The sequence below is a fragment of the Enterococcus sp. AZ191 genome, from assembly GCF_051713845.1.
Classification (GTDB): domain Bacteria; phylum Bacillota; class Bacilli; order Lactobacillales; family Enterococcaceae; genus Enterococcus_B; species Enterococcus_B durans.
Window position 1 is genome coordinate 35,323 of the sequence record NZ_JBIOQS010000001.1, and the last position, 20,412, is coordinate 55,734.

At 38.3% G+C, this 20,412-nt stretch carries 17 protein-coding genes and 2 pseudogenes; 5 read left to right on the forward strand and 14 right to left on the reverse strand.

Annotation, left to right across the window (positions count from 1 at the left end):
• Positions 1-9 precede the first annotated feature (9 nt).
• From IGI47_RS00235 to tgt, 12 genes and pseudogenes are all read right to left on the reverse strand, one after another.
• A complete protein-coding gene (locus tag IGI47_RS00235) occupies positions 10-1,017 on the reverse strand; it encodes a PfkB family carbohydrate kinase (protein ID WP_438782981.1) in 1,008 nt (335 codons plus the stop codon).
• Positions 1,018-1,022: 5 nt separating this feature from the next.
• Positions 1,023-1,667, reverse strand: coding sequence for a bifunctional 4-hydroxy-2-oxoglutarate aldolase/2-dehydro-3-deoxy-phosphogluconate aldolase (locus tag IGI47_RS00240; RefSeq protein WP_438782982.1), 645 nt, complete (start codon positions 1,665-1,667; stop codon positions 1,023-1,025).
• Between the two features lie 94 nt (positions 1,668-1,761).
• Complete coding sequence (locus IGI47_RS00245) at positions 1,762-2,523, reverse strand: IclR family transcriptional regulator (protein WP_311930462.1); 762 nt, start codon at positions 2,521-2,523, stop codon at positions 1,762-1,764.
• Between the two features lie 295 nt (positions 2,524-2,818).
• Positions 2,819-3,148, reverse strand: a complete 330-nt coding sequence (locus IGI47_RS00250) for a hypothetical protein (protein ID WP_438782983.1) — start codon at positions 3,146-3,148, stop codon at positions 2,819-2,821.
• Between the two features lie 180 nt (positions 3,149-3,328).
• On the reverse strand, positions 3,329-3,988 hold the full coding sequence (locus tag IGI47_RS00255) for a hypothetical protein (RefSeq protein ID WP_438782984.1): 660 nt from the start codon (positions 3,986-3,988) through the stop codon (positions 3,329-3,331).
• Between the two features lie 4 nt (positions 3,989-3,992).
• The gene (locus IGI47_RS00260) at positions 3,993-4,415 is read right to left on the reverse strand and encodes a hypothetical protein (RefSeq protein WP_438782986.1); all 423 of its coding nucleotides are present in this window, start codon (positions 4,413-4,415) and stop codon (positions 3,993-3,995) included.
• A gap of 257 nt (positions 4,416-4,672) precedes the next feature.
• Positions 4,673-4,792, reverse strand: a pseudogene (locus IGI47_RS00265) (DUF3788 family protein); the annotation flags it as partial.
• Between the two features lie 334 nt (positions 4,793-5,126).
• Entirely contained in the window at positions 5,127-6,287 is a 1,161-nt protein-coding gene (locus IGI47_RS00270) for a hypothetical protein (protein WP_438782987.1), read from the reverse strand.
• Between the two features lie 137 nt (positions 6,288-6,424).
• Complete coding sequence (locus IGI47_RS00275) at positions 6,425-6,688, reverse strand: hypothetical protein (RefSeq protein ID WP_438782988.1); 264 nt, start codon at positions 6,686-6,688, stop codon at positions 6,425-6,427.
• A gap of 255 nt (positions 6,689-6,943) precedes the next feature.
• Entirely contained in the window at positions 6,944-9,541 is a 2,598-nt protein-coding gene (adhE, locus tag IGI47_RS00280) for a bifunctional acetaldehyde-CoA/alcohol dehydrogenase (protein ID WP_438782990.1), read from the reverse strand.
• A gap of 534 nt (positions 9,542-10,075) precedes the next feature.
• A complete protein-coding gene (gene yajC / locus IGI47_RS00285; RefSeq protein ID WP_438782992.1) occupies positions 10,076-10,477 on the reverse strand; it encodes a preprotein translocase subunit YajC in 402 nt (133 codons plus the stop codon).
• A gap of 92 nt (positions 10,478-10,569) precedes the next feature.
• Positions 10,570-11,715 carry a tRNA guanosine(34) transglycosylase Tgt gene (tgt, locus tag IGI47_RS00290; protein WP_311930467.1) on the reverse strand — a complete coding sequence of 382 codons (1,146 nt, stop codon included), beginning with the start codon at positions 11,713-11,715 and terminating at the stop codon, positions 10,570-10,572.
• Between the two features lie 208 nt (positions 11,716-11,923).
• Between tgt and IGI47_RS00295 the strand changes: the two are divergent.
• Positions 11,924-12,625: pseudogene (locus IGI47_RS00295) on the forward strand (DUF975 family protein).
• A gap of 59 nt (positions 12,626-12,684) precedes the next feature.
• Here IGI47_RS00295 and IGI47_RS00300 read toward each other — a convergent pair.
• Positions 12,685-15,324 carry a cation-translocating P-type ATPase gene (locus IGI47_RS00300; protein ID WP_438782994.1) on the reverse strand — a complete coding sequence of 880 codons (2,640 nt, stop codon included), beginning with the start codon at positions 15,322-15,324 and terminating at the stop codon, positions 12,685-12,687.
• A 647-nt stretch (positions 15,325-15,971) separates the two neighbouring features.
• On the opposite strand from IGI47_RS00300, the gene IGI47_RS00305 reads away from it, so the two are divergent.
• Entirely contained in the window at positions 15,972-16,379 is a 408-nt protein-coding gene (locus tag IGI47_RS00305) for a hypothetical protein (RefSeq protein WP_311930470.1), read from the forward strand.
• Positions 16,380-16,475: 96 nt separating this feature from the next.
• On the opposite strand, the gene queA is transcribed toward IGI47_RS00305, so the two are convergent.
• The gene (gene queA / locus IGI47_RS00310; protein WP_005875377.1) at positions 16,476-17,507 is read right to left on the reverse strand and encodes a tRNA preQ1(34) S-adenosylmethionine ribosyltransferase-isomerase QueA; all 1,032 of its coding nucleotides are present in this window, start codon (positions 17,505-17,507) and stop codon (positions 16,476-16,478) included.
• Positions 17,508-17,673: 166 nt separating this feature from the next.
• On the opposite strand from queA, the gene IGI47_RS00315 reads away from it, so the two are divergent.
• From IGI47_RS00315 to IGI47_RS00325, 3 genes are read left to right on the forward strand one after another with little or no spacing between them, the layout of a single operon-like run.
• Positions 17,674-18,849 (forward strand): betaine/proline/choline family ABC transporter ATP-binding protein, encoded by a 1,176-nt coding sequence (locus IGI47_RS00315; protein WP_311930472.1) that lies wholly within the window; start codon positions 17,674-17,676, stop codon positions 18,847-18,849.
• Between the two features lie 3 nt (positions 18,850-18,852).
• A complete protein-coding gene (locus IGI47_RS00320; protein ID WP_005875373.1) occupies positions 18,853-19,494 on the forward strand; it encodes an ABC transporter permease in 642 nt (213 codons plus the stop codon).
• Positions 19,491-20,408 carry an osmoprotectant ABC transporter substrate-binding protein gene (locus IGI47_RS00325; RefSeq protein ID WP_311930474.1) on the forward strand — a complete coding sequence of 306 codons (918 nt, stop codon included), beginning with the start codon at positions 19,491-19,493 and terminating at the stop codon, positions 20,406-20,408. The genes IGI47_RS00320 and IGI47_RS00325 overlap by 4 nt, the downstream gene beginning before the upstream one ends.
• Positions 20,409-20,412 lie beyond the last annotated feature (4 nt).

Sequence of the window (20,412 nt, forward strand, 5' to 3'; positions counted from 1 at the left end):
TTCTCCTTTTTATCTTACGATTTTTCCTGAGCCGTACGCTAAAAAGCGAGCGACTTCTGATTGATCAAATTGGTTACAATCCCCATGGACGGTGTGTTTCAAAGCAGATGCAGCAGTAGCGAAATCAATGATCTCTTGTGGCGTATTTTTTTCTAAAATGCCATGTAACACCCCACCAGCAAAAGCATCTCCACCTCCCACACGGTCCACGATAGGTGTAATTTCATGTACTTGTGATTCGAAATATCCATGGTCCATCCATAAAGTGCCTTGTAACTCATTGTCACTAGCGGAATGAACTTTTCGTTTCGTCGAATAAAAAACATTGATGTTTGGATATTTTTCTTGCATTTTCTGGTAATAATAAATCAACGGTTGTTCCACTTCTTCTGGAGCATCTTTGATACCCAATAGATAACGAGCATCTAGTTCGCCAGCGGAACAAATATCGACATACGGCAATAATTGTTGGATTGTTTCACTTGCTTCTTTTGGTGTCCAAAGCTTTCCTCGATAATTGATATCAAAACTGACTAAGCAGCCCATTTTCTTCGCTTCTTGCATGAGTTTCTTTGTGAGGACTCGCCAAGGTTGTGACAACGCCGGTGTAATTCCCGAAATATGGAAGATCTCTGCTCCTTGGAACAGCTGTTTGCCGTTCCATTCATCTTCTTCCATCAGTGCAAAGCTCGAACCCGCTCGGTCATAAATAACGGAAGCCGCTCGTTCCCCGACCCCAGTTTCCATATAATAAGAACCTAACCGCGGACCACCGAATAAAAGATGTGCTGTATCCACACCATAACTTTGCAGATGTTTTTTAACGGCCTTCCCTATTGCATGGTCAGGAACCTTGGGAGCAAAACCAACCTCATGTCCATAATTAGCTAATGAGATGGCCACATTTGCTTCACCACCGCCGTAATGCGCGTGGAAAGTTTCACTGGTTTCAAGTCTTTTCCCCTGATCGGTTGATAAACGCAACATGATTTCACCTAATGTGATTGCTTTCCCCATCGCACCTACCCCTTTATTTCTTGTAATTTCGCGACGTATTGCTGAGCCACTTCGGTTACTTTAGCAAAATCGCCTGTTGCGGCAGGAGCCAATAAATTGCCTCCTACACCTACAGTGATCACGCCGGCATCGAACCAATCCTTCATATTATCTAAACTTACTCCCCCAGTTGGCATGATATTGAGTTGTGGCATTGGCGCTTTAAATGCAGTAACGATACTAGGACCATAGGCGCTACCTGGAAATAATTTGACGATATCCACACCACATTTAAGTGCTGTTTTCATTTCATCGATCGTCATGCATCCTGGTAAGTAAGGTATCTGATACAAATTACATAGCTCGGCCGTTTCTTTGTCAAAACAAGGACTGACAATATATTCAGCTCCTGCCAAAATAGCTAATCGTGCTGTTACAACATCTAAGACCGTTCCCGCACCGATCACCACATCTTTTTGATCTTTGTAGATCGACAATAATTCTTTAATCACTTGATCTGCTTGTGGGACAGTAAATGTCAGTTCAAGCCCTTTTAGCCCGCCTTTGACTATTGCTTGGCAAGCACTGAGAGCTTCTTCTTTCGTCTCTCCACGGACAACAGCGATTACTCCAGCTTTTTTTAAACGTGTCAAAATATCTAGTTTTTTCATTTTCCCACCCATTTCCTATAAAGAAATTTATTTTTATAAATCGGAAATCTATATCCGTATTATACGACAGTGGCGAAAAAATGCAAACGCTTTTTCATTTTTTTTTGAGTGTTTTTTCAATTTCTTCTTTCGTTTGCTTGATTGATTGGATGATTTTATCTTTTACTTCAGGTGTCAAACGATATTTAGGCATGCTAATGCTAAAAGCCCCGATGATTTCCTCTCCTTTAACAATCGAAGCCCCGATACAAAAAATATCCTTTTCAACTTCTTCATCATCAAAAGCAACCTGGGTCATTTTTACTTCATCAAGTTCTTTTCTCAGTTTCAAACTATTCGTTATTGTATATTCTGTATATGGTATCAATTTATGTGACTCCACATACTTTTCATACTGCGGTTCAGCGAACTCAGCTAATACGGCTTTTCCCATAGCCGAGCTATATAAAGGCCTTGTGATCCCTATTTTAGAAGACATTCTGATTGTCTGATTTTTGGGATCCAGTTTATTGACGTATAATATTTCCTCGTTGTCCAACACACCTAAGTGAATCGTTTCGTCAATCGTTTCCTGTAATTTTTCTAAATATGGTCGTGTGATTTCGACTAAATCGATCTGATCGATATTTTTATTGGCATAGCGCACAAGTTTCCCGCCTAAGCGATAATTTTTCTCTGTACTCTTATTGACATAACCAATCAGCAGTAATGTATCTAAAATTTTCAATACTGTCGATGGTGTCATATCTGTACCTTTCGCAATTTCTTGCAAAGAAGTGTCTGGCTGCTCAGCCAGAAAATCTAAAATAATCGATGCTTTAATCAGCACCGTACCATAAGGTTTCTTTTTTTCCATATCGCTTCCTCCTATTTCTATATAGGAAATTATAATCAAATTATATGAAAATTGAAAGGGATTTCTATTAAAAAAAGAATTCAGCCTAAAAATAAATGATAAATTGCTTCAATAAAATTGAAAAAAAGAGTGTGACAAAATTCTCGACACACTCTTTTTTTGAATAAATGGCATTCTAAACGCAAATTTTCCGGAAAATACATCAAGATTATTATAGTTGATTACTTCTGACTAATTACTTTGGACTCTCTGATTTCAAAAAAAAAAAAAAAAAACGGATATACATTCCTACTTGTTACCTCTCTCTACTTTTTTTATTTTCATTTGTAGGTTGAAGACTTCTCACTCGAGCCATTTTCATTACAGCTGATTTTTGACAATTATCTAATTTCGTTTTGAAACTTCCCTTTAATTCTTCATGTAGTTCAATATCAGCCTGTAACTGCTTTTTTTCACCCAACAAATCCTTGCTTCCTTGTCCCTTTTTCTGTATTTCTTCGTTTACTTCTTTTAATGAATGAGAAAGTTTTCTTATCTTGTCCGTTATCTCTGAAAGCTTTTGTTTGGTTAGTTCAAAGACTTCGTTACGATCAGCTTCAAGAATAACAGCCTGATTAACTCGCATGCCATGATTAGAACCTTCCGTATGATCATCTATATGTTGTTGTGACTTCTCTATTCCTGAAAGGGCGATACTCTTCTCATTCTTTTCAAATCCAGATCCTTTTGTACTCCTGCCCTTTTCAGAATCGGAACCACCGGCTATCTGACTGTCAGCTGAACGAATTTCGCTAGTCGTCGATCCTTAATTTTCGAAAACTCTTACACTTTCATATGATCCCTCAGAAATAATCGATAACCTTGTAGGTAAGTCATTTATACCTAATTTATTGTGGTCATAATCCTCTACTCTTTGTTTAAAATTATCAGTGAGAGCAGGATTGGATGTCTCTATGATGGGTAAATAGAATGGATAATCTACAAGATCTCTTTTACGTTCGTCAGCACTTTTAAGATTATGTATGACTTTCTTCACGGTCGCTGTCTGTCTATTCTTTTCAGAGATACTCAGTTTTTTAGTCTCCATTTGTTTATACTCTTCAGTAAGCGAAACTAAAAAAGAATAATATTTTGCATGATTATTTTGGGCGATCCAACACTCTTTCTTATACCTGTTAATCACATTGATAGCGTCTTCTCGTGTTTTTACTACAGACTTTTCAGACTGTTTTACTCGCAGTTTTGAATTGGATAAGGGCACAATCCCTTCAATTTCCAGGCCGTCCAGCTTGTAGTTAAGCGCTATCATTTTATCTAGTGTTTGCGGGCTTTCTTTTCTTAAATTCCCAATTGTTTGTGAGAGCTCTCTATTAGACAATTCGCCTATGGACAAATCTAATACTGCTTGATACTTAGAACTCAGTTCCTTCTTCAACCGGCTCATATCTTTTACCTCAACTGCCATGATCTCAAGATTGTGTTTCTTTTAGAGAATCGATATAACTAAAAAATTTTTTTAATTCAATTTGCTCCTTATTTACCTCTTCCAGTCTCTTTTTTCCATACTCCCTTGTCAATGGATCATCTGTATTTGCGGTTATTTGGAATGCTTCTATTTCAGACTGTTTTTCTTTTTCTAATATAGAGTAAAAAGTCTCGTGTCTCATTACCACATCCTTACTCTGCAATTTTTTTAGCATCTCTTCTAACTGCCTGATTTCAATAGTCAATTTTTGGTGCTTCTCATATTCACCAGCCCCTACTAATTGATTCGTTCGTGCTAAGGTATCCAATTCTACCTGTAGTTCTTCTTTTTCTTTCTTTAGATCCTTTATTTCAGATACCATTTCTTTCATTCTTTTTTTTATTTTTTTCTCTGCCAAATCATACATGCTCATTCCTCCTTATAATTTACTAACGGTATTTATCTTACTATGGAATCTTTGTATTGCTTGAACGATATTTCCCGACAACAAAAAATACAGTTTCTGCAGATGATTTTGAGGTTTTCCATCATGATTTTCTCGTACCCCCCAAGTATTCTTCCATCTCACTTATCAAATCGAGAGAAGCAACTAGTACAAATACTCATTCTATGGAAAGAAGAACGAGTGTGGGACAAATCTAAAATCAGTTTTGCTACAGACTCTCGAATAAACGGCGGGAGCAGAAGCAACTCCTTCTTAAATAAGCCGAAATTCACAAAAATTTGAAAAGCAATTTTCGTTCATTTCTTCTTATTTCTCGGAGTTAAACACTTCTGTCCCAGCCTCTCTCAAATAAATGGCGTCCAAAAGTCAGGTTTTTCAGAAATTTCAAAAAAAACGAACAATACAAAAAACGTATTGTTCGTTTTTCTCTCCAATTTCTCAAACCTAAACGACTTTTGTCTTGACCACATTCTAAATATGAACAAAGGAAGATAGGAGAAGCGCAACTCTTTTGAAAAATAAATAAAATTTACAAAAATCAGAAAAGCAATTTCTGTGAATTTCTTCTTATTCTCGGAGTAAGACACCTCCCGGCCTTTCTAAAGTTTTGTTCTATCCCATTATATGTATAGCTACGGTACTTGCCTTTTAGATTAGCTAGAGATCCGCTAGTTATGCCAATTCTGTTACTACTTCTTTCTTGGTTCGAGCTTTTGCTTGTGGTTTGTGGCTGCTTTTATCTTTGCTTACTTCTTTCGATCGATCCGTTACTTGCTCAAATGATTGCTGTGGTTTCTCCTTTGATCTATCTGTTGGATTCTGAAGTCGTGCCAATTCGTTTTGCTTGCTTTCGATTTTTTCTTTGCAAGAACTAATTGTATTATCTAGCCGTTTGATCGTCCCTTTGCTAAAGAAATTACGTATCCTTCCTATAAGGGTTTTCCCACGATCTGTGAATACTTGTCGCTGGGATGTAGCTTTCCCAAGATTTGTCTTAATGTCAGAGATATCACTATTCAATAAAAATATTTCTTTGTAATTTTTAGATTGGCCTGTTTCATCCTTGATGACCTGACCGTTCACTTTTGCGTATAATGTATCACGTCGTTTCGAAGGAGCCTCTTGTTCCTTCACTTCTTTCGGTATTCCCTGGCTCTCTGGTACTTTTACGGCTACGACTTCTTTTGCGTCCGTAGAAGTTTCTTTAGCATCAAATTCATTAGATACTAAACTAACTCGTCCACTAACACTTGGATTTGACGCTTGTGTATAACTTTCCTGTTCTTTTGTGGTTTCTTGACCACTAGGAATTGACACTTCCTGATAAAATTTTTGGTCTTTTTTCTGATTATTTTTATCTGGCATTTCTACTTTGCTTATTTGTTGTCTTGCTTCAACAGCTTTTTGAAGTCTTGACACAAATTTTATTACATTAACGGAAGCAGACTTTGCCATTTTATTTCCCTTCAATTTCTCTCCATAATCTTTTAGTGCATCCTTTACTACAAAATTATGTTGATAAAAGTTATTAACCATTACAACACAATTTTTCTTATATTTTTCTGCATTATTGAGTATGTTTTGGGCTGTTTTATTTTTCTCAAAAGAGTTCTCAGGAATACTTATTTTAGTGAAATTGTTATGGGTAAGTTGCTCTACATCTTCAAATAATTTCTTCTGTCCTTCAGTTACGATATTATCTAATTGGTTATATAATTTCTTCGGTACATTCCCTTGATATTTAACTATTTTTGTGAGTAGTTCATCCGTTTTTTGATTCTCTTTACTATAATAAGCTATTTTCTGATTGCCTCTTTCTAGTAGTTGGTCCATCCCTTTTGAAATTTCATCTTTTGATTTCTGTTGTCTAAGATATGCATATTGTTTATCGAAATTTTTTATTTTTTGATTTACGCCTCTTAGTTCCGCTTCCCATTTGCTTATAGCACTATCTTCAATACGTCTGCCACCTAGTTTTTTTCTAAACTAGATCGTTGCGCTTTTAAACTAGAGACTTCCATCTCATAAAGTGCCTTATGTGCTACATTTCGATTAGGATTTCCAAGCGCCTTTATCTCCTGTTTCAAGTGTTGGATTCGATCCATTTTACTATCATCGAATCTTGACAATTCTTGTTCTGAACTTTTTAGCCTTTTTAACTCTTGTTCTCTTTTTCTAAGTTCTGTTTTTCGTTTGTCCTCATTTATTTTTTCATAGTTCGATTCTGTAGCCATATCATTTCTCCTTTTCATTTCCTATCGTAATTATTAGTTTATCATGCTATTCTTAGTGAAATAAAACTATTATTTCTTATAAACAACTTTATTGAAAATAGCAAAACGATCATTGTTAGAACAGTGCTAAACACAAAAAAGCCTCTCAATCGAGAAACGTTTTTCCATAATAGAAATCAGGTGAGAAACTTGATTTCTATTCGGATTCGTCCTTTGATTCGAGAGACTTTTTTATTTGACTAGGTTGCTTATTGATTACCCGTTATACGCATCAACAATGATTTGTTTCAATTCGCTGATCAACGGTTCTTTTGGATTTGCTGTCGTACATTGATCTTCGTATGCAAGTTCTGCCATACGATCAACTGTTGAATCTAATATTTCTTGTGTCACACCTTGTGCTTTCAAATTCATATCGATTCCTACAGCTTGTCCTAATTCATAAACAGCTGTTGCTAAAGCTTCCACTAGTTCTTCCGTTGTATTTCCTTTTAGACCCAAGAATTTTGCAATATCTGCATAATCTGTATCTGCACGGAAATAATCATATTTAGGGAACATTGCATGTTTTTGTGGATCTTTTGCATTGTAGCGGATGATATGTGGTAACAAGATCGCATTCGTACGACCATGTGGGATACCATATTCTCCACCGATTTTATGTGCGACTGAGTGACAAATACCTAGGAACGCATTCGCAAACGCCATACCAGCCATTGTAGAAGCATTATGCATTTTTTCACGTGATTCCATATCTGGTGTTTTCACTGATTTTTCTAAATAGTCAAAGACTATTTTGATTGCTTGTAAACTTAATCCTCTTGTATAATCTGAGGCCATTACTGAAACATACGATTCGATTGCATGTGTCAACACGTCCATACCTGTATCTGCAGTAACTGATGCTGGAACTGACATTACAAACTGCGGGTCAACGATTGCCACATCTGGTGTTAATGCATAATCAGCCAATGGATATTTCACATGTGTTTCACTGTCTGTGATAACGGCAAATGGTGTCACTTCTGAACCCGTTCCTGAAGTTGTCGGGATACATACAAATTGAGTTTTTTCTGGTTTATCGATTTTATACGTACGTTTACGGATATCTAAGAATTTTTGTTTTGCACCAAAGAAAGAAGTATCTGGGTGTTCATAGAACATCCACATGCCTTTAGCCGCATCCATTGCAGATCCTCCACCTAAAGCGATCACTGTATCTGGTTTGAAATCAGCCATTAGTTTTGTTCCCGCATAAACAGTATTTGTTGAAGGGTTTGGTTCAACATCTGAGAAGACTTCGATTTTCACATCATTCTTACGACGTGCCAATACTTCTCGAACCGTATCGCAATAACCAAACTGAACCATACCTGGATCGCAAACGATCATCACGCGTTCCACGTTTTCCATTTTTTCTAAATAAAGCAAAGAGTTCTTTTCAAAGAAGATTTTTGGTGGTAATTTGAACCATTGCATATTATTTCTCCGTTTCGCTACAGTTTTGACATTGATTAGGTTCACCGCTGAGACGTTTCTAGATACAGAGTTCTTCCCATATGAACCACAGCCTAATGTTAGAGATGGAATCATTTCATTGTAAATATTTCCGATTCCGCCTTCTGCTGATGGTGTATTCACTAAGATACGGCAAGCTTTCATACGTAAACCGAATTTCACATGTAGATCTTCATCTTCTGAGTGAATAACTGCTGTATGTCCTAATCCGCCCAAATTAAGCATTCCTTCACATAATTCAAAAGCGTGTTCCGTACTATTTGCTTTGACCATTGCTAAGACTGGTGAAAGCTTTTCGCGAGATAACGGATAATCTGCACCAACACCTGCTAGTTCCGCTACTAACATTTTTGTTCCTTCAGGTACTTTGATACCTGCTAATTTTGCGATTTCTACAGCAGAATGACCAACGATTGCTGGATTGACTGCGTATTTTCCTTCATTCATCACTGCATCTTCTAATTGTGAAAGTTCTGTAGGTTTCACGAAGTACACTTGATGTGCTTGGAATTCTGCTTTTACAGCTGCATAAATTTCTTTGTCAACGATCACCGCTTGTTCAGAAGCACAGATCATACCGTTGTCAAATATTTTTGAAACGATCAAATCGTTTACTGCACGTTTGATTTTTGCTGTTTTTTCAATGTAGGCAGGTACATTACCAGGTCCCACACCTAATGCTGGTTTCCCTGTTGAGTAAGCTGATTTGACCATGCCTGCTCCACCAGTTGCTAATACAATTGCAATACCCGGATGATTCATTAGCGCAGATGTCGCATCGATTGATGGATGTTCGATCCATTGGATGCAATTTTCTGGCGCGCCAGCTGCAATCGCTGCATCACGTACTATACGTGCTGCTTCAGCAGAAGACTTTTGAGCACTTGGATGGAATGCGAATACGATCGGATTTCTTGTTTTCAAAGCGATCATTGATTTGAAGATTGTCGTTGAAGTAGGATTCGTTGTCGGTGTTACCCCACAAACGACACCAACTGGTTCAGCAATCTCAATCAATCCTTTTTGGGTATCTTCGTTGATGACACCCACTGTTTTGTCATGTTTGATATTGTTCCAAATGTATTCAGAAGCATACATATTTTTGATAGCTTTATCTTCATAGATTCCACGGCCTGTTTCTTCAACTGCCATTTTGGCAAGGGGCATATGTTGGTCTAAGGCTGCCATTGCCATTTCATGTACGATATGGTCCACTTTTTCTTGATCAAAATTTTCCATTTCTTTTAACGCGACATTTGCTTTGGTTGCTAACTCATCGATCATTGCTTGGACATCAATCGTTTTTGGTTGTTCTTTTTCCATTACTTTAGCCATTATAGTCCTCCTACTAGGTCCTGGTTATTTGTTAATTATTTCACATACACATCATACAATAAAACTTTTCTTATGTAAACACTTTTTGTGATTTTTTTCACAGTTTTAAAAATACGTATAACCCCCTATTAATTCAATAAAAAAGAGAGATGTATTAGGTTTTTTCAACTTCCTATGTATACATTCCCACAAAACAATCTTATTCAACTATTAACAAACTTATTTTTTCTAACAAAAAATGTAGGACACAAGTAAAAAATCTCTTGCGTCCTACACTCTCGAATAAGCTGTATTAAGAAGCCTCGCCTCAGCGATAAGATAAATGTGGGACAAATCTAAACATCAGATTTGCTACAGAATCTCGAATAAACGGCGTCCAAAAGTCAGGTTTTTCGGAAATTTCAAGAAAACGAGCAATACAAAAAAAGCATATTGTTCGTTTTTCTCTCCAATTTCTCAAACCTAAACGACTTTTGTCTCGACCTCTTTCTACTCAAGGCGAAGTGCTTCTTTCACAACTTTTTGTGAAACTGCTTATTTAACTTCTTTGTGATTCTCTGGTTCTTCTACAGTGGTAGTGATTTCTTCTTTCACTTCTACTGTTTCAGCTGTTTCGGCATCTTTAGGTTCAACTGGTTCTTCTACTGGTGTAACGACAGTATCGTTTGCCATGGTAGTCCCAGGTTTCACCGTCTTGATTGCTGCTCGATCGTACTCTAAGAAAATCCCTTCACAGTCTAAAACAACTGTGCGTTTTTCATTATCGACTTCTGAAACAACACCATGCAATCCGCCAATAGTCACTACTTCATCGCCTTGTTTCATGCTATCTAGCAAACTTTGACGTTCTTGTTGTTGTTTCTTTTGTGAGCGTGACATAAAAAACCACATTCCTAAAATAACCACGAACATCACTAACATTGGTAATGAGCCCATTTTTTTCACCTCGCTAACATGTATCTACAAACTCAACTTTAGCAGAAAAACCTGCTAGACACTAGTTTTTTACATAAATTTAGATAAAAATATTAGAAACTTTTGGCATTTTCTTTATTAAAGCCATATTCTTCGAAAAAGGCTGCACGAAATTCCAATAAGTTATCATCCATAATCGCTTGACGAACTTGTTTCATCAAATTCAACAAGAAGTATAGATTGTGGTAAGAAGTCAAACGGATGCCGAATGTTTCATCACATTTGATCAGATGACGTATATACGCACGCGTATAGTTCTTACATGTATAGCAATCACATTTTTCATCGATCGGACGAAAATCACGTGCATATTGCGCGTTTTTAACAACTAATCGACCTTGTGAAGTCATACATGTTCCATTTCTAGCAATACGTGTAGGTAACACGCAATCGAACATATCCACACCACGGATCACTCCATCGATCAATGAGTCAGCTGCGCCAACCCCCATTAGATAGCGCGGTTTATTTTCTGGAATCAATGGTGTCGTAAACTCTAACACTCGATTCATTTCTGCTTTAGGTTCACCAACAGATAATCCGCCGATTGAATAGCCAGGGAAATCCATATCGACTAGGTCTTTTGCACTTTGGCGACGTAGGTCTTCAAATCCCGCTCCTTGGATGATTCCAAATAATCCTTGTCGATCTGGATTGGCATGTGCCTTCAAACCTCTTTCTGCCCAACGAGATGTCCGTTCCACTGATTTTTTGACATAGTCATAACTTTCATCAAACGGTGGACATTCATCAAAACTCATCATGATGTCTGAACCAAGTTTATTTTGGATATTGATTGCTTTTTCTGGAGATAGGAACATTTTTGAACCATTCAAATGGTTTTTGAAATGTACGCCTTCTTCCTCGATGTTTCGCATATCACTTAATGAGAAGACTTGGAAGCCTCCTGAATCAGTTAAAATCGGCTGATCCCAATTCATAAATTTATGCAAGCCACCAGCTTCTTCTACTAGGTCTTCGCCAGGACGTAGCCACAAATGGTAGGTATTACTTAAAATGACCCCCGCACCCATTGCTTTTAACTCTTCCGGTGACATTGTTTTTACTGTTGCTAATGTACCTACAGGCATGAACATTGGTGTGGGAAATGTCCCATGAGGGGTAATCAATTCACCAAGACGGGCACCCGTGTGTTTTTCTTTTTTGATTAAACGATAACGAATGGCAGGTTGTGACATTCAATTCCCTACTTTCTTTAAAAATAATCGCAATGACAACTCCCACCATCATAATCGTTTCACCTACTTTTTGCAAGACCTCTTCCTTTATTCTATTTTTATTTAATACCCCTTTTTTGAATTTTTTTAATAACTCCTAACTTTTTTTAAAGCCAAAATGATTCTTCTTTGTTATACTGTTCACATCAATTAAAAAGGAGTGAAAAATATGTTATCTTCAAAAGAACTGAAACAACAGGCAAAAGACAGTTTAAGAGGTCGTTAGGGGCAAGCAGTCTTATTGAATCTGATTCCAACATTGATTGCCATTGCTATTATCCTTATCATTGCTGTCCCTACTGCTTTGCTATTTGTCAATTTCTATAGTGATCCTACAGCGGTCCAAGATATGGCGGCAAACAATACCGGTGGTGGGGCAAGTAGTGGTGGCGGGATCATCTCTTCTATCATCAGTGCATTGTTCATGAGCGGGATCTCTTGGACATACTTAGATCTCTTACGTGGAACTAAGACACAGATCGAACCGTTTAAAGATGCTTTTCGCGGATTTTCTGGTTTGTTCATCGGCGGGATCATTTTATTAGCACTTTTAACATCAATCTTTACTACCTTGTGGGCGTTACTTTTGGTTATTCCTGGGATCATCAAAAGTTATTCTTATTCTCAAAGTTACTTTATCTATTATGATATCGTCACAGATACTGGAGAAAAACCTGGCGTCTTAGATACGATCACAGCAAGTCGTAAATTGATGGATGGCTATAAAGGAAAATTATTCTGGTTGGATCTTACCTTTATCGGCTGGCACATTTTAGCGATGTTAACACTTGGAATCGGCTATCTATGGTTGAATCCTTACATCTCTGCAACAAAAGCAGCATTTTATAATGAACTACCAAAAGAAGTTTAAACGTTCTAGATAAAGCAAAAAAGGTTACTGCCCCAAGCAGTAACCTTATTTATTTATCATTATTCCTCTTCTTCTACTTCTGGTAATTGATGGAATTTGATCAACTCGACGACCGCAATCGGTACGATCGATAATAATCCCACTAACAGCCAGTGATTTAAACTAATGTGGACTAAATTGAATAGTGTCTGCGTAAATGGTAACAAAGCAACCGCCGTAGTGATGACGATCGATAGAACAGCCATTTCTAGTAACGATTTATTCGTTGCTAGATTCACTTTGAAGATTGACTGGCTACTGCGCACATTGAAGACATGTAAGATTGACGAATACGCCAATACCAAGAAAGCAACTGTTTGCCCTACTTCTTGACTTGCCTCTACCCATGGACTGATCGTATTTACAAATGTTCCTAAATAGTAACCAAATAAAGTAACGACTGTAAAAACACTCGCATTGATGGCGATCTTCTGCATCAGACCACGAGCAAATATCCCCTCATTTTTAGGAATCGGTGCTTCATCCATGATCCCTTTCTCAGCAGGCTCTCTTCCTAAAGCGAATCCTGGCAATCCATCTGCTACGACATTGACAAATAACAACTGAACAGCCGTGGATGGCGCTCCCCAACCTAATAACATCGCAATCAACACAATGAAAATCTCAGAAATATTACAACTCAATAGAAAATTGATTGCCTTACGGATATTTTGATAAACCGAGCGCCCTTGGCTTACCGCATCAACGATCGTAGCAAAATTATCATCTGTCAAAATCATATCCGAAACACTTTGCGCAACATCTGTCCCTGCAATGCCCATCGCACAGCCAACATCACTTGCCTTTAAAGCTGGAGCATCATTGACCCCATCTCCAGTCATTGCTACTACAGCACCTGTTCGTTGCCATGATTTTACGATACGAATCTTATCTTCTGGAGTCACACGAGCATAAACCGAAAGCTCCTGTACCCGTTCATCTAGTTCTTCATCTGACAATGCTTGTAATTCAGATCCGGAAAGCGCCTCCGATGGATGAGATAAGATTCCTAACTCTTTTGCAATGGCGCTGGCAGTCACAACATGATCCCCTGTGATCATCACCGTTTTGATGCCCGCTTTTTTCGCGCGTTTGATTGCCCCTTTACTTTCTGGTCGTGGTGGATCGATCATCCCGATCAAACCAATCAAGCGAAGATCGTTTTCCAACGCTTCGGAGGTGATTTCTTGCGGCTCTTCGTCATATGTTCGATAGCCAACCGCAATCACACGTAACGCATTTTTACCAAAACGATCATTGACAGCAGTGGCTTGCTCCACATCACCTGAGGTAAAGCGCTCAGATAAAACATCAAAGGCTCCCTTAGTAATTGAGATGTATTTCTCCCCCATTCGATGAACCGTCGTCATCATCTTACGATCAGAATCAAATGGAAGTTCATCAATTCGTGGGTATTTTTCTTCTAATTCCTCTTTTGTATGATAATTTTCTTCTACAGCACGTACAATTGCTGCTTCAGTCGGATTTCCTTTCACGATAAGATCATCGTTTTCTTTTTCTACTGTAACGTCGGTACAAAGCGCCGCCATTTTCAAGATTTCCATCGCGCTGTTTGTCATGGAGTCCTCGATATCCGTTACTTCATCTTCTTTGCTCCAAACCCGACGAACGCGCATTTTATTTTGGGTCAATGTACCAGTTTTATCGGAACAGATGACATTGGCTGTCCCTAAGGTCTCGACTGCTGGTAATTGACGGATAATCGCGTGTTTTTTAGCCATTTTCTGCACACCATATGCCAATGTCAGCGTAACGATAACGGTCAATGTTTCCGGTACAGCGGCTACTGCTAAAGAAACTGACGTCATAAACATTTCTAGCAATGGTTCACCTTGAAGTTCACCGATAATGAAAACCAATACAGCAGCAGCTAGTGCAATCATGCTGATCCGTTTCCCTAGTTGATTCAACCGTATTTGTAAAGGTGTTTTTTGAGCTGTATGGTCATTCAACAGACCAGCGATCTTACCCATTTCTGTGTCCATCCCAATAGCCGTAACGATTGCTTTTCCTCGACCAGCTGCTACAGTACATCCTTTAAAGACCATATTCAACTGGTCACCAAGTGCTTCATCTTCTTTAGTAATGAAATCTGCCTCTTTTTCGACCGCTTCACTTTCACCTGTAAGAGCAGATTCCTCTACCCGCAACTGTGACGTTTCAACTAAACGAGCATCAGCAGCAATAGCAGAACCCGATTCTAAAACTAAGACATCACCTACTACCAGATTTTCTGCATCAACTTTTTCTACTTTTCCTTCGCGAATAACAGTTGCCGTCTGCTTATTCATATCTTGCAATGACTCTAACGCCTTTTCTGCATTTCCTTCTTGCACGATTGCTAGCACTGAATTAATGATGACGATAGCAATGATCAAAAGACCTTCAAATAAGTCGCCATGTTCTGTTGCAAACGCAGTATAAAAAGAAATGACTGCTGCTATAAGTAAAATGATCGTTGTAAAATCAGATAAACTGCGTAGAAATTTTTTTGCAATCGATTCTTTTGGTGCTTCATCAAATTGATTTTTTCCTTGCTGCTGACTTCGTTTTTCTGCTTCCCCCGTCGTCAGTCCTTGCTCAATATCTGTCTTTGTTTCCTGCTCTACTTCTTTCACCGTCTGCTTATATTTGTCCATCCTATTCCTCCTTTAATATTGTACGCACAAAAAAGGTACTAATTTTACTATAACATCTTTTTTTTAATCCATTCAAGTATAGCGCCTAAGAGCATCTGAATTAAAATAGGTAGAAAAAAAGCTTTTTTTGCAAACGCTACCAAACCATGCTATTATATAGGTGTAAGGAAGGAGGATAACCTCAAATAAACAGAAGAATTTCTCGATAGATTAGAATAGGCAAACAAAGTTGTTAGAAGTACAGGTTTCACCACTGATTACATGTAAAGTATAACTTTATAAATAGTGAATGCGTATGAATGTTTGGATGATCGAGTATCCAAAACAAGAAGTAACAAGATACGTAACAAATGGATAACATGAACGTCTGAAAATTGAATAGGAACAAGAGATGTTTCAACATTTCAACTGTTGAAGATGTAACGAAAACAAGATTTTTTGTTTATCAAGAAGAAATTCAACACCGTACTTTGCATGAATCATGGAAAGTTACACTTATTTCTGTTTATTCGATTCCTTCCGAATACGAGAGAGCTAAGCTAATCGAGAGCTTGGCTCTTTTTTTTGTTCAAAAATTTTCAAATTAAATAAAATATCGATATTTCTACACACTAATTTGTGCTATCTTTTCTTCAGGGGGAAGCAAGATGTATTTATTAGACTGTAAAATTTATATTCAATATGATAAAAAAACCGATTCATTGGGGAATCACTATCTGTTCAATCAATTTATTTTTACGGATGATTGTGTGACAGAAAACGATTTAAAACGAAAGATTCATTTTGATCAACAACAGACACAACTTGATTTCTTCGACTGGGGACATGTCGCCCCACCTTTTCAAAGAGAGTTGTTGCGAAAAAAAATTATTTTTGCTGATGCGGATGTTCATCAAATCTATTTCGAATCTGCGGGGAGGAAAAAAATCGTTCGAAATGTTGTTCATCCGAAAAATCAATCGATTTTGACCGCTATCCAAGCAACTTATCCTAATGCCCAAAAAGTGTTAAATATTATTCCTTTAAAAAGATATGTTGATCAGCCAGAAAACTGAGTAACATCAAAAAACAGTGATTCAAGCAGGGAAATCCTGCTGTGACCACTGTTTTTTGATTATTACAAGTTTTTTGCTTCATGCTCTTTATTAAAATCATTTCACGAACATTGCATCGCCAAAGCTAAAGAAACGATAGCGTTCATCAATTGCATGTTGATACGCCGCTAACGTCAGCTCTCTCCCAGCAAATGCACTAACTAACATGACCAATGTTGATTTTGGTAAATGAAAGTTAGTTGAGAACGCCTCAACGATTTTAAATTGGTAGCCTGGCGTAATAAAAATATCAGTCCAACCGCTATCCGCTTTGATTTCTCCATCAAATTTCGTACCGATCGTTTCTAGTGTTCGAATAGATGTTGTTCCCACGGCTACGATTTTCCCGCCATTTTGACGCACTTGATTTAGTCGTTCAGCTGCTTCTTCCGTTAGACGATAAAATTCACTGTGCATGTGATGCTCTTCGATTTTGTCCACACTTACAGGTCTGAACGTTCCTAAACCAACATGTAACGTAAGATAGACTAATTCTACCCCTTTTGCTTCGATTTCATCCAATAATTCTTTCGTGAAATGCAAGCCTGCTGTTGGTGCTGCTGCCGAGCCGTTCTCCTTAGCATAAACGGTTTGGTAACGATCTGGGTCTTCTAAGCGTTCCTTGATATAAGGTGGCAAAGGCATTTCACCTAATGATTCAAGGATTTCTAAGAAAATCCCTTCGTACTCAAATGTGATGATGCGGCCACCATGTTCTAATTCTTCTTTGACCACCGCTTGCAATCGTCCATCCCCAAAAGAAATCCGTGTGCCTACTTTCGCACGTTTCGCTGGTTTGATCAGCGTTTCCCATGTATCACCTTCTGTATTTGTCAAAAGAAGAACTTCCAAGTGTGCGCCTGTTTCTGGCTTTTCTCCATATAGACGTGCTGGCAACACTCGCGTATTATTCATTACTAGTGCATCACCAGGATTTAATTCTTCAATGATATCATGAAAATGTTTATCCTTCATTTCGCCTGTTGTTCGATCTAAAACAAGTAAACGAGATTGGTCACGGTCTTTTAACGGTGTCTGAGCAATCAATTCTTCTGGTAAGTCAAAATCAAAATCTTCTGTTGTTAACATATCGTCACTCACTTTCTATCTTGTGCCCCATCATTCTACCATTTTTACCAGCGGATTGGCAAAAACCTAAGAACAAATGACAGCTGCAACATTTGTATTCCTACGTTATTTTAGGCATACTATTATTAGTAACAGTCTTTATAGAAAGTGAAGAAGAGGTGGCATCATGATTGAATTCCAAAATGTATCAAAAATCTACAAAGGTGGAAAAATAGCCGTCGATAATGTCAATCTTTCGTTCGAAAAAGGTGAATTTATTTGCTTTATAGGTACCAGCGGAAGCGGTAAAACAACGACGATGCGGATGATCAACCGAATGACCGATCCGACGAAAGGAAAAATATTGATCGATGGTCAATCGATCCAAGATATCAATCCTGTAGAGCTACGCAGACAAATCGGTTACGTGATCCAAAGTATCGGGTTGATGCCTCATATGACGATTCGTGAGAATATCACCCTCGTGCAAAAACTCCTGAAAGTCAGCCAAGAAGAACGCAATAAAACTGCGGAAAAAATGATCGACCTGGTTGAACTACCACGTGAAATGCTTGACCGTTATCCTCATGAGTTGTCTGGTGGTCAACAACAGCGGATCGGTGTAGTAAGAGCGCTTGCAGCTAACCAAGATATCATCTTGATGGACGAGCCATTTGGCGCACTTGATCCCATTACTCGTGATTCTTTACAAGATTTAGTCAAGGATCTGCAAGAACGTTTAGGGAAAACGATTGTTTTTGTTACCCATGATATGGATGAAGCCATCAAATTAGCGAGCCGGATCGCTATCATGAGTGAAGGAAAAGTGATCCAATACGACACCCCTCAAAACATTCTACGTAATCCTGCAAATGAATTTGTCGAAGAATTGATCGGTGAAGATCGACTACTCCAAGCGAAACCCGACACCACACGAGTAGGCGAAGTAATGTTGAATAAAGCCATTACGATCACGCCTGAAAAATCATTACAAGAAGCAATCAAACTCATGCGGGAAAAACGTGTCGATACATTATTAGTTACAGACAATTCAAATGTTCTAAAAGGATTTATTGATGTTGAAACGCTTGATAAAAAACGTGGCAAAGTATCAAGTGTCGGTGATATTTTGAACAAACATGTTTTTTATGTAAAAGAATCCGCCTATCTACGTGATACCTTACAACGGATCTTGAAACGCGGATTGAAATACGTCCCTGTTGTGGATGAAAACAACAAAGTCGTAGGTATTTTGACAAGAGCTTCTCTGGTGGATATCGTCTATGATGTCATCTGGGGAGAAGAACACTCGATCACCGATGCGATTGGTTCATCCACCTCCGTTGACACAAAGGAGGAGTAACTGATGACTGAATTTTTTCAACAATATGGCGCTGAAATTTTAAACAAGAGTATCGAACACATCTACATCTCCGCTGTGGCTTTGATTCTCGGGGTCGCAGTCGCTGTGCCACTTGGCGTAGCCTTAACTCGTCTGCCTAAAATCGCCAATATCGTAATCGGTATCACTAGTGCGCTACAAACGGTCCCTTCTCTTGCTTTGTTAGCTTTGATGATCCCACTCTTTGGTGTCGGAAAAACACCGGCCATTATTGCACTATTTATTTATTCTCTACTACCGATTTTGCGAAATACGTTTATTGGCATGAAAAACGTTGACTGGAACTATCGTGACGTTGCAAAAGGGATGGGCATGACAAATATCCAGTCTATTATTTCTGTAGAATTGCCGATTGCTATGCCAACGATCATGGCAGGAATTCGTTTAGCTGCCGTTTATGTCATCGCTTGGGCAACGCTTGCCTCTTATATCGGTGCTGGCGGTTTAGGTGATCTGATTTTTAGTGGCTTGAATAACTATCAGCCAGATTTGATCTTCGCTGGAACAATTCCTGTAACGATCCTAGCACTACTGGCAGATTTCTTACTAGGTCTATTAGAAAATCGTCTTACCCCTATTGCCTTAAGAGAGGAGAATGACGAATGAAGCGATTACTAAATAGTCTCTTACTTGTGGTCACGGCTCTTCTTTTGGCAAGCTGTTCTTTTCCTGGTTTAGCCAGCAACACCGATGAAGAGACGATCTCTATCACCGGCGGAATTACTTCTGAAGCGCAAATTTTGGCTAGTTTAGTTGCTGGGATGGTGGAACACTATACAGATAAAAATACTGCTATCATCAACAACTTGGCGACAACCACGATCAATCATCAAGCGATGATGAATGGCGATGCCTCTATCTCTGCAGCACGTTATACTGGAACAGATTTAACAACTACCTTGAACTTACCACCAGAAAAAGATCCTAAGAAAGCTTTTGCTATCGTGAAACAAGAATTTGAAAAACGATACGATCAAATATGGTTCCCTTCTTACGGTTTTGAAAACACCTACGTTTTTCTTGTGCGAAAAGATACGGCTGAAAAATACAATCTAAAAAAAGTCAGTGATTTAAAAGATGTTGCTGACCAACTTGTCGCTGGTGTAGATACCTCTTGGATCACTCGTAAAGGAGATGGATACGATGGGTTTCAAACAACCTATGGCTTCTCTTTTGATTCGATCCTGCCTATGCAGATCGGTCTAGTTTACGACGCTGTAGAAGCCGGAAAAATGGATATCGTTTTAGGATATTCCACCGATGGACGGATTGCAAGCTATGACTTAGTCATGTTAGAAGATGATCGCAACTTCTTCCCTCCTTATGATGCTGCTCCTGTTGTTGACAATCAGGTATTGAAGAATACCCCTGGATTAGAAGAAGCATTGAATAAATTAGGCAACACCATCAGTACAGCAAAAATGCAGCAGTTGAACTATGAAGCAGACAACAACCTTGTTGAGCCTTCTGTTGTAGCTGAACGATTTTTAAAAGAAAATCACTATTTTGAAGGGAAGTGAGCGT

Bases quoted from the DNA above. Each gene is read 5' to 3' on its own strand.
- IGI47_RS00235 (WP_438782981.1), bottom strand. From the start codon at position 1,017: ATGGGGAAAGCAATCACATTAGGTGAAATCATGTTGCGTTTATCAACC.
- IGI47_RS00240 (WP_438782982.1), bottom strand. From the start codon at position 1,667: ATGAAAAAACTAGATATTTTGACACGTTTAAAAAAAGCTGGAGTAATC.
- IGI47_RS00245 (WP_311930462.1), bottom strand. From the start codon at position 2,523: ATGGAAAAAAAGAAACCTTATGGTACGGTGCTGATTAAAGCATCGATT.
- IGI47_RS00250 (WP_438782983.1), bottom strand. From the start codon at position 3,148: ATGCGAGTTAATCAGGCTGTTATTCTTGAAGCTGATCGTAACGAAGTC.
- IGI47_RS00255 (WP_438782984.1), bottom strand. From the start codon at position 3,988: ATGGCAGTTGAGGTAAAAGATATGAGCCGGTTGAAGAAGGAACTGAGT.
- IGI47_RS00260 (WP_438782986.1), bottom strand. From the start codon at position 4,415: ATGTATGATTTGGCAGAGAAAAAAATAAAAAAAAGAATGAAAGAAATG.
- IGI47_RS00270 (WP_438782987.1), bottom strand. From the start codon at position 6,287: ATGGACCAACTACTAGAAAGAGGCAATCAGAAAATAGCTTATTATAGT.
- IGI47_RS00275 (WP_438782988.1), bottom strand. From the start codon at position 6,688: ATGGCTACAGAATCGAACTATGAAAAAATAAATGAGGACAAACGAAAA.
- adhE (WP_438782990.1), bottom strand. From the start codon at position 9,541: ATGGCTAAAGTAATGGAAAAAGAACAACCAAAAACGATTGATGTCCAA.
- yajC (WP_438782992.1), bottom strand. From the start codon at position 10,477: ATGGGCTCATTACCAATGTTAGTGATGTTCGTGGTTATTTTAGGAATG.
- tgt (WP_311930467.1), bottom strand. From the start codon at position 11,715: ATGTCACAACCTGCCATTCGTTATCGTTTAATCAAAAAAGAAAAACAC.
- IGI47_RS00300 (WP_438782994.1), bottom strand. From the start codon at position 15,324: ATGGACAAATATAAGCAGACGGTGAAAGAAGTAGAGCAGGAAACAAAG.
- IGI47_RS00305 (WP_311930470.1), top strand. From the start codon at position 15,972: ATGTATTTATTAGACTGTAAAATTTATATTCAATATGATAAAAAAACC.
- queA (WP_005875377.1), bottom strand. From the start codon at position 17,507: ATGTTAACAACAGAAGATTTTGATTTTGACTTACCAGAAGAATTGATT.
- IGI47_RS00315 (WP_311930472.1), top strand. From the start codon at position 17,674: ATGATTGAATTCCAAAATGTATCAAAAATCTACAAAGGTGGAAAAATA.
- IGI47_RS00320 (WP_005875373.1), top strand. From the start codon at position 18,853: ATGACTGAATTTTTTCAACAATATGGCGCTGAAATTTTAAACAAGAGT.
- IGI47_RS00325 (WP_311930474.1), top strand. From the start codon at position 19,491: ATGAAGCGATTACTAAATAGTCTCTTACTTGTGGTCACGGCTCTTCTT.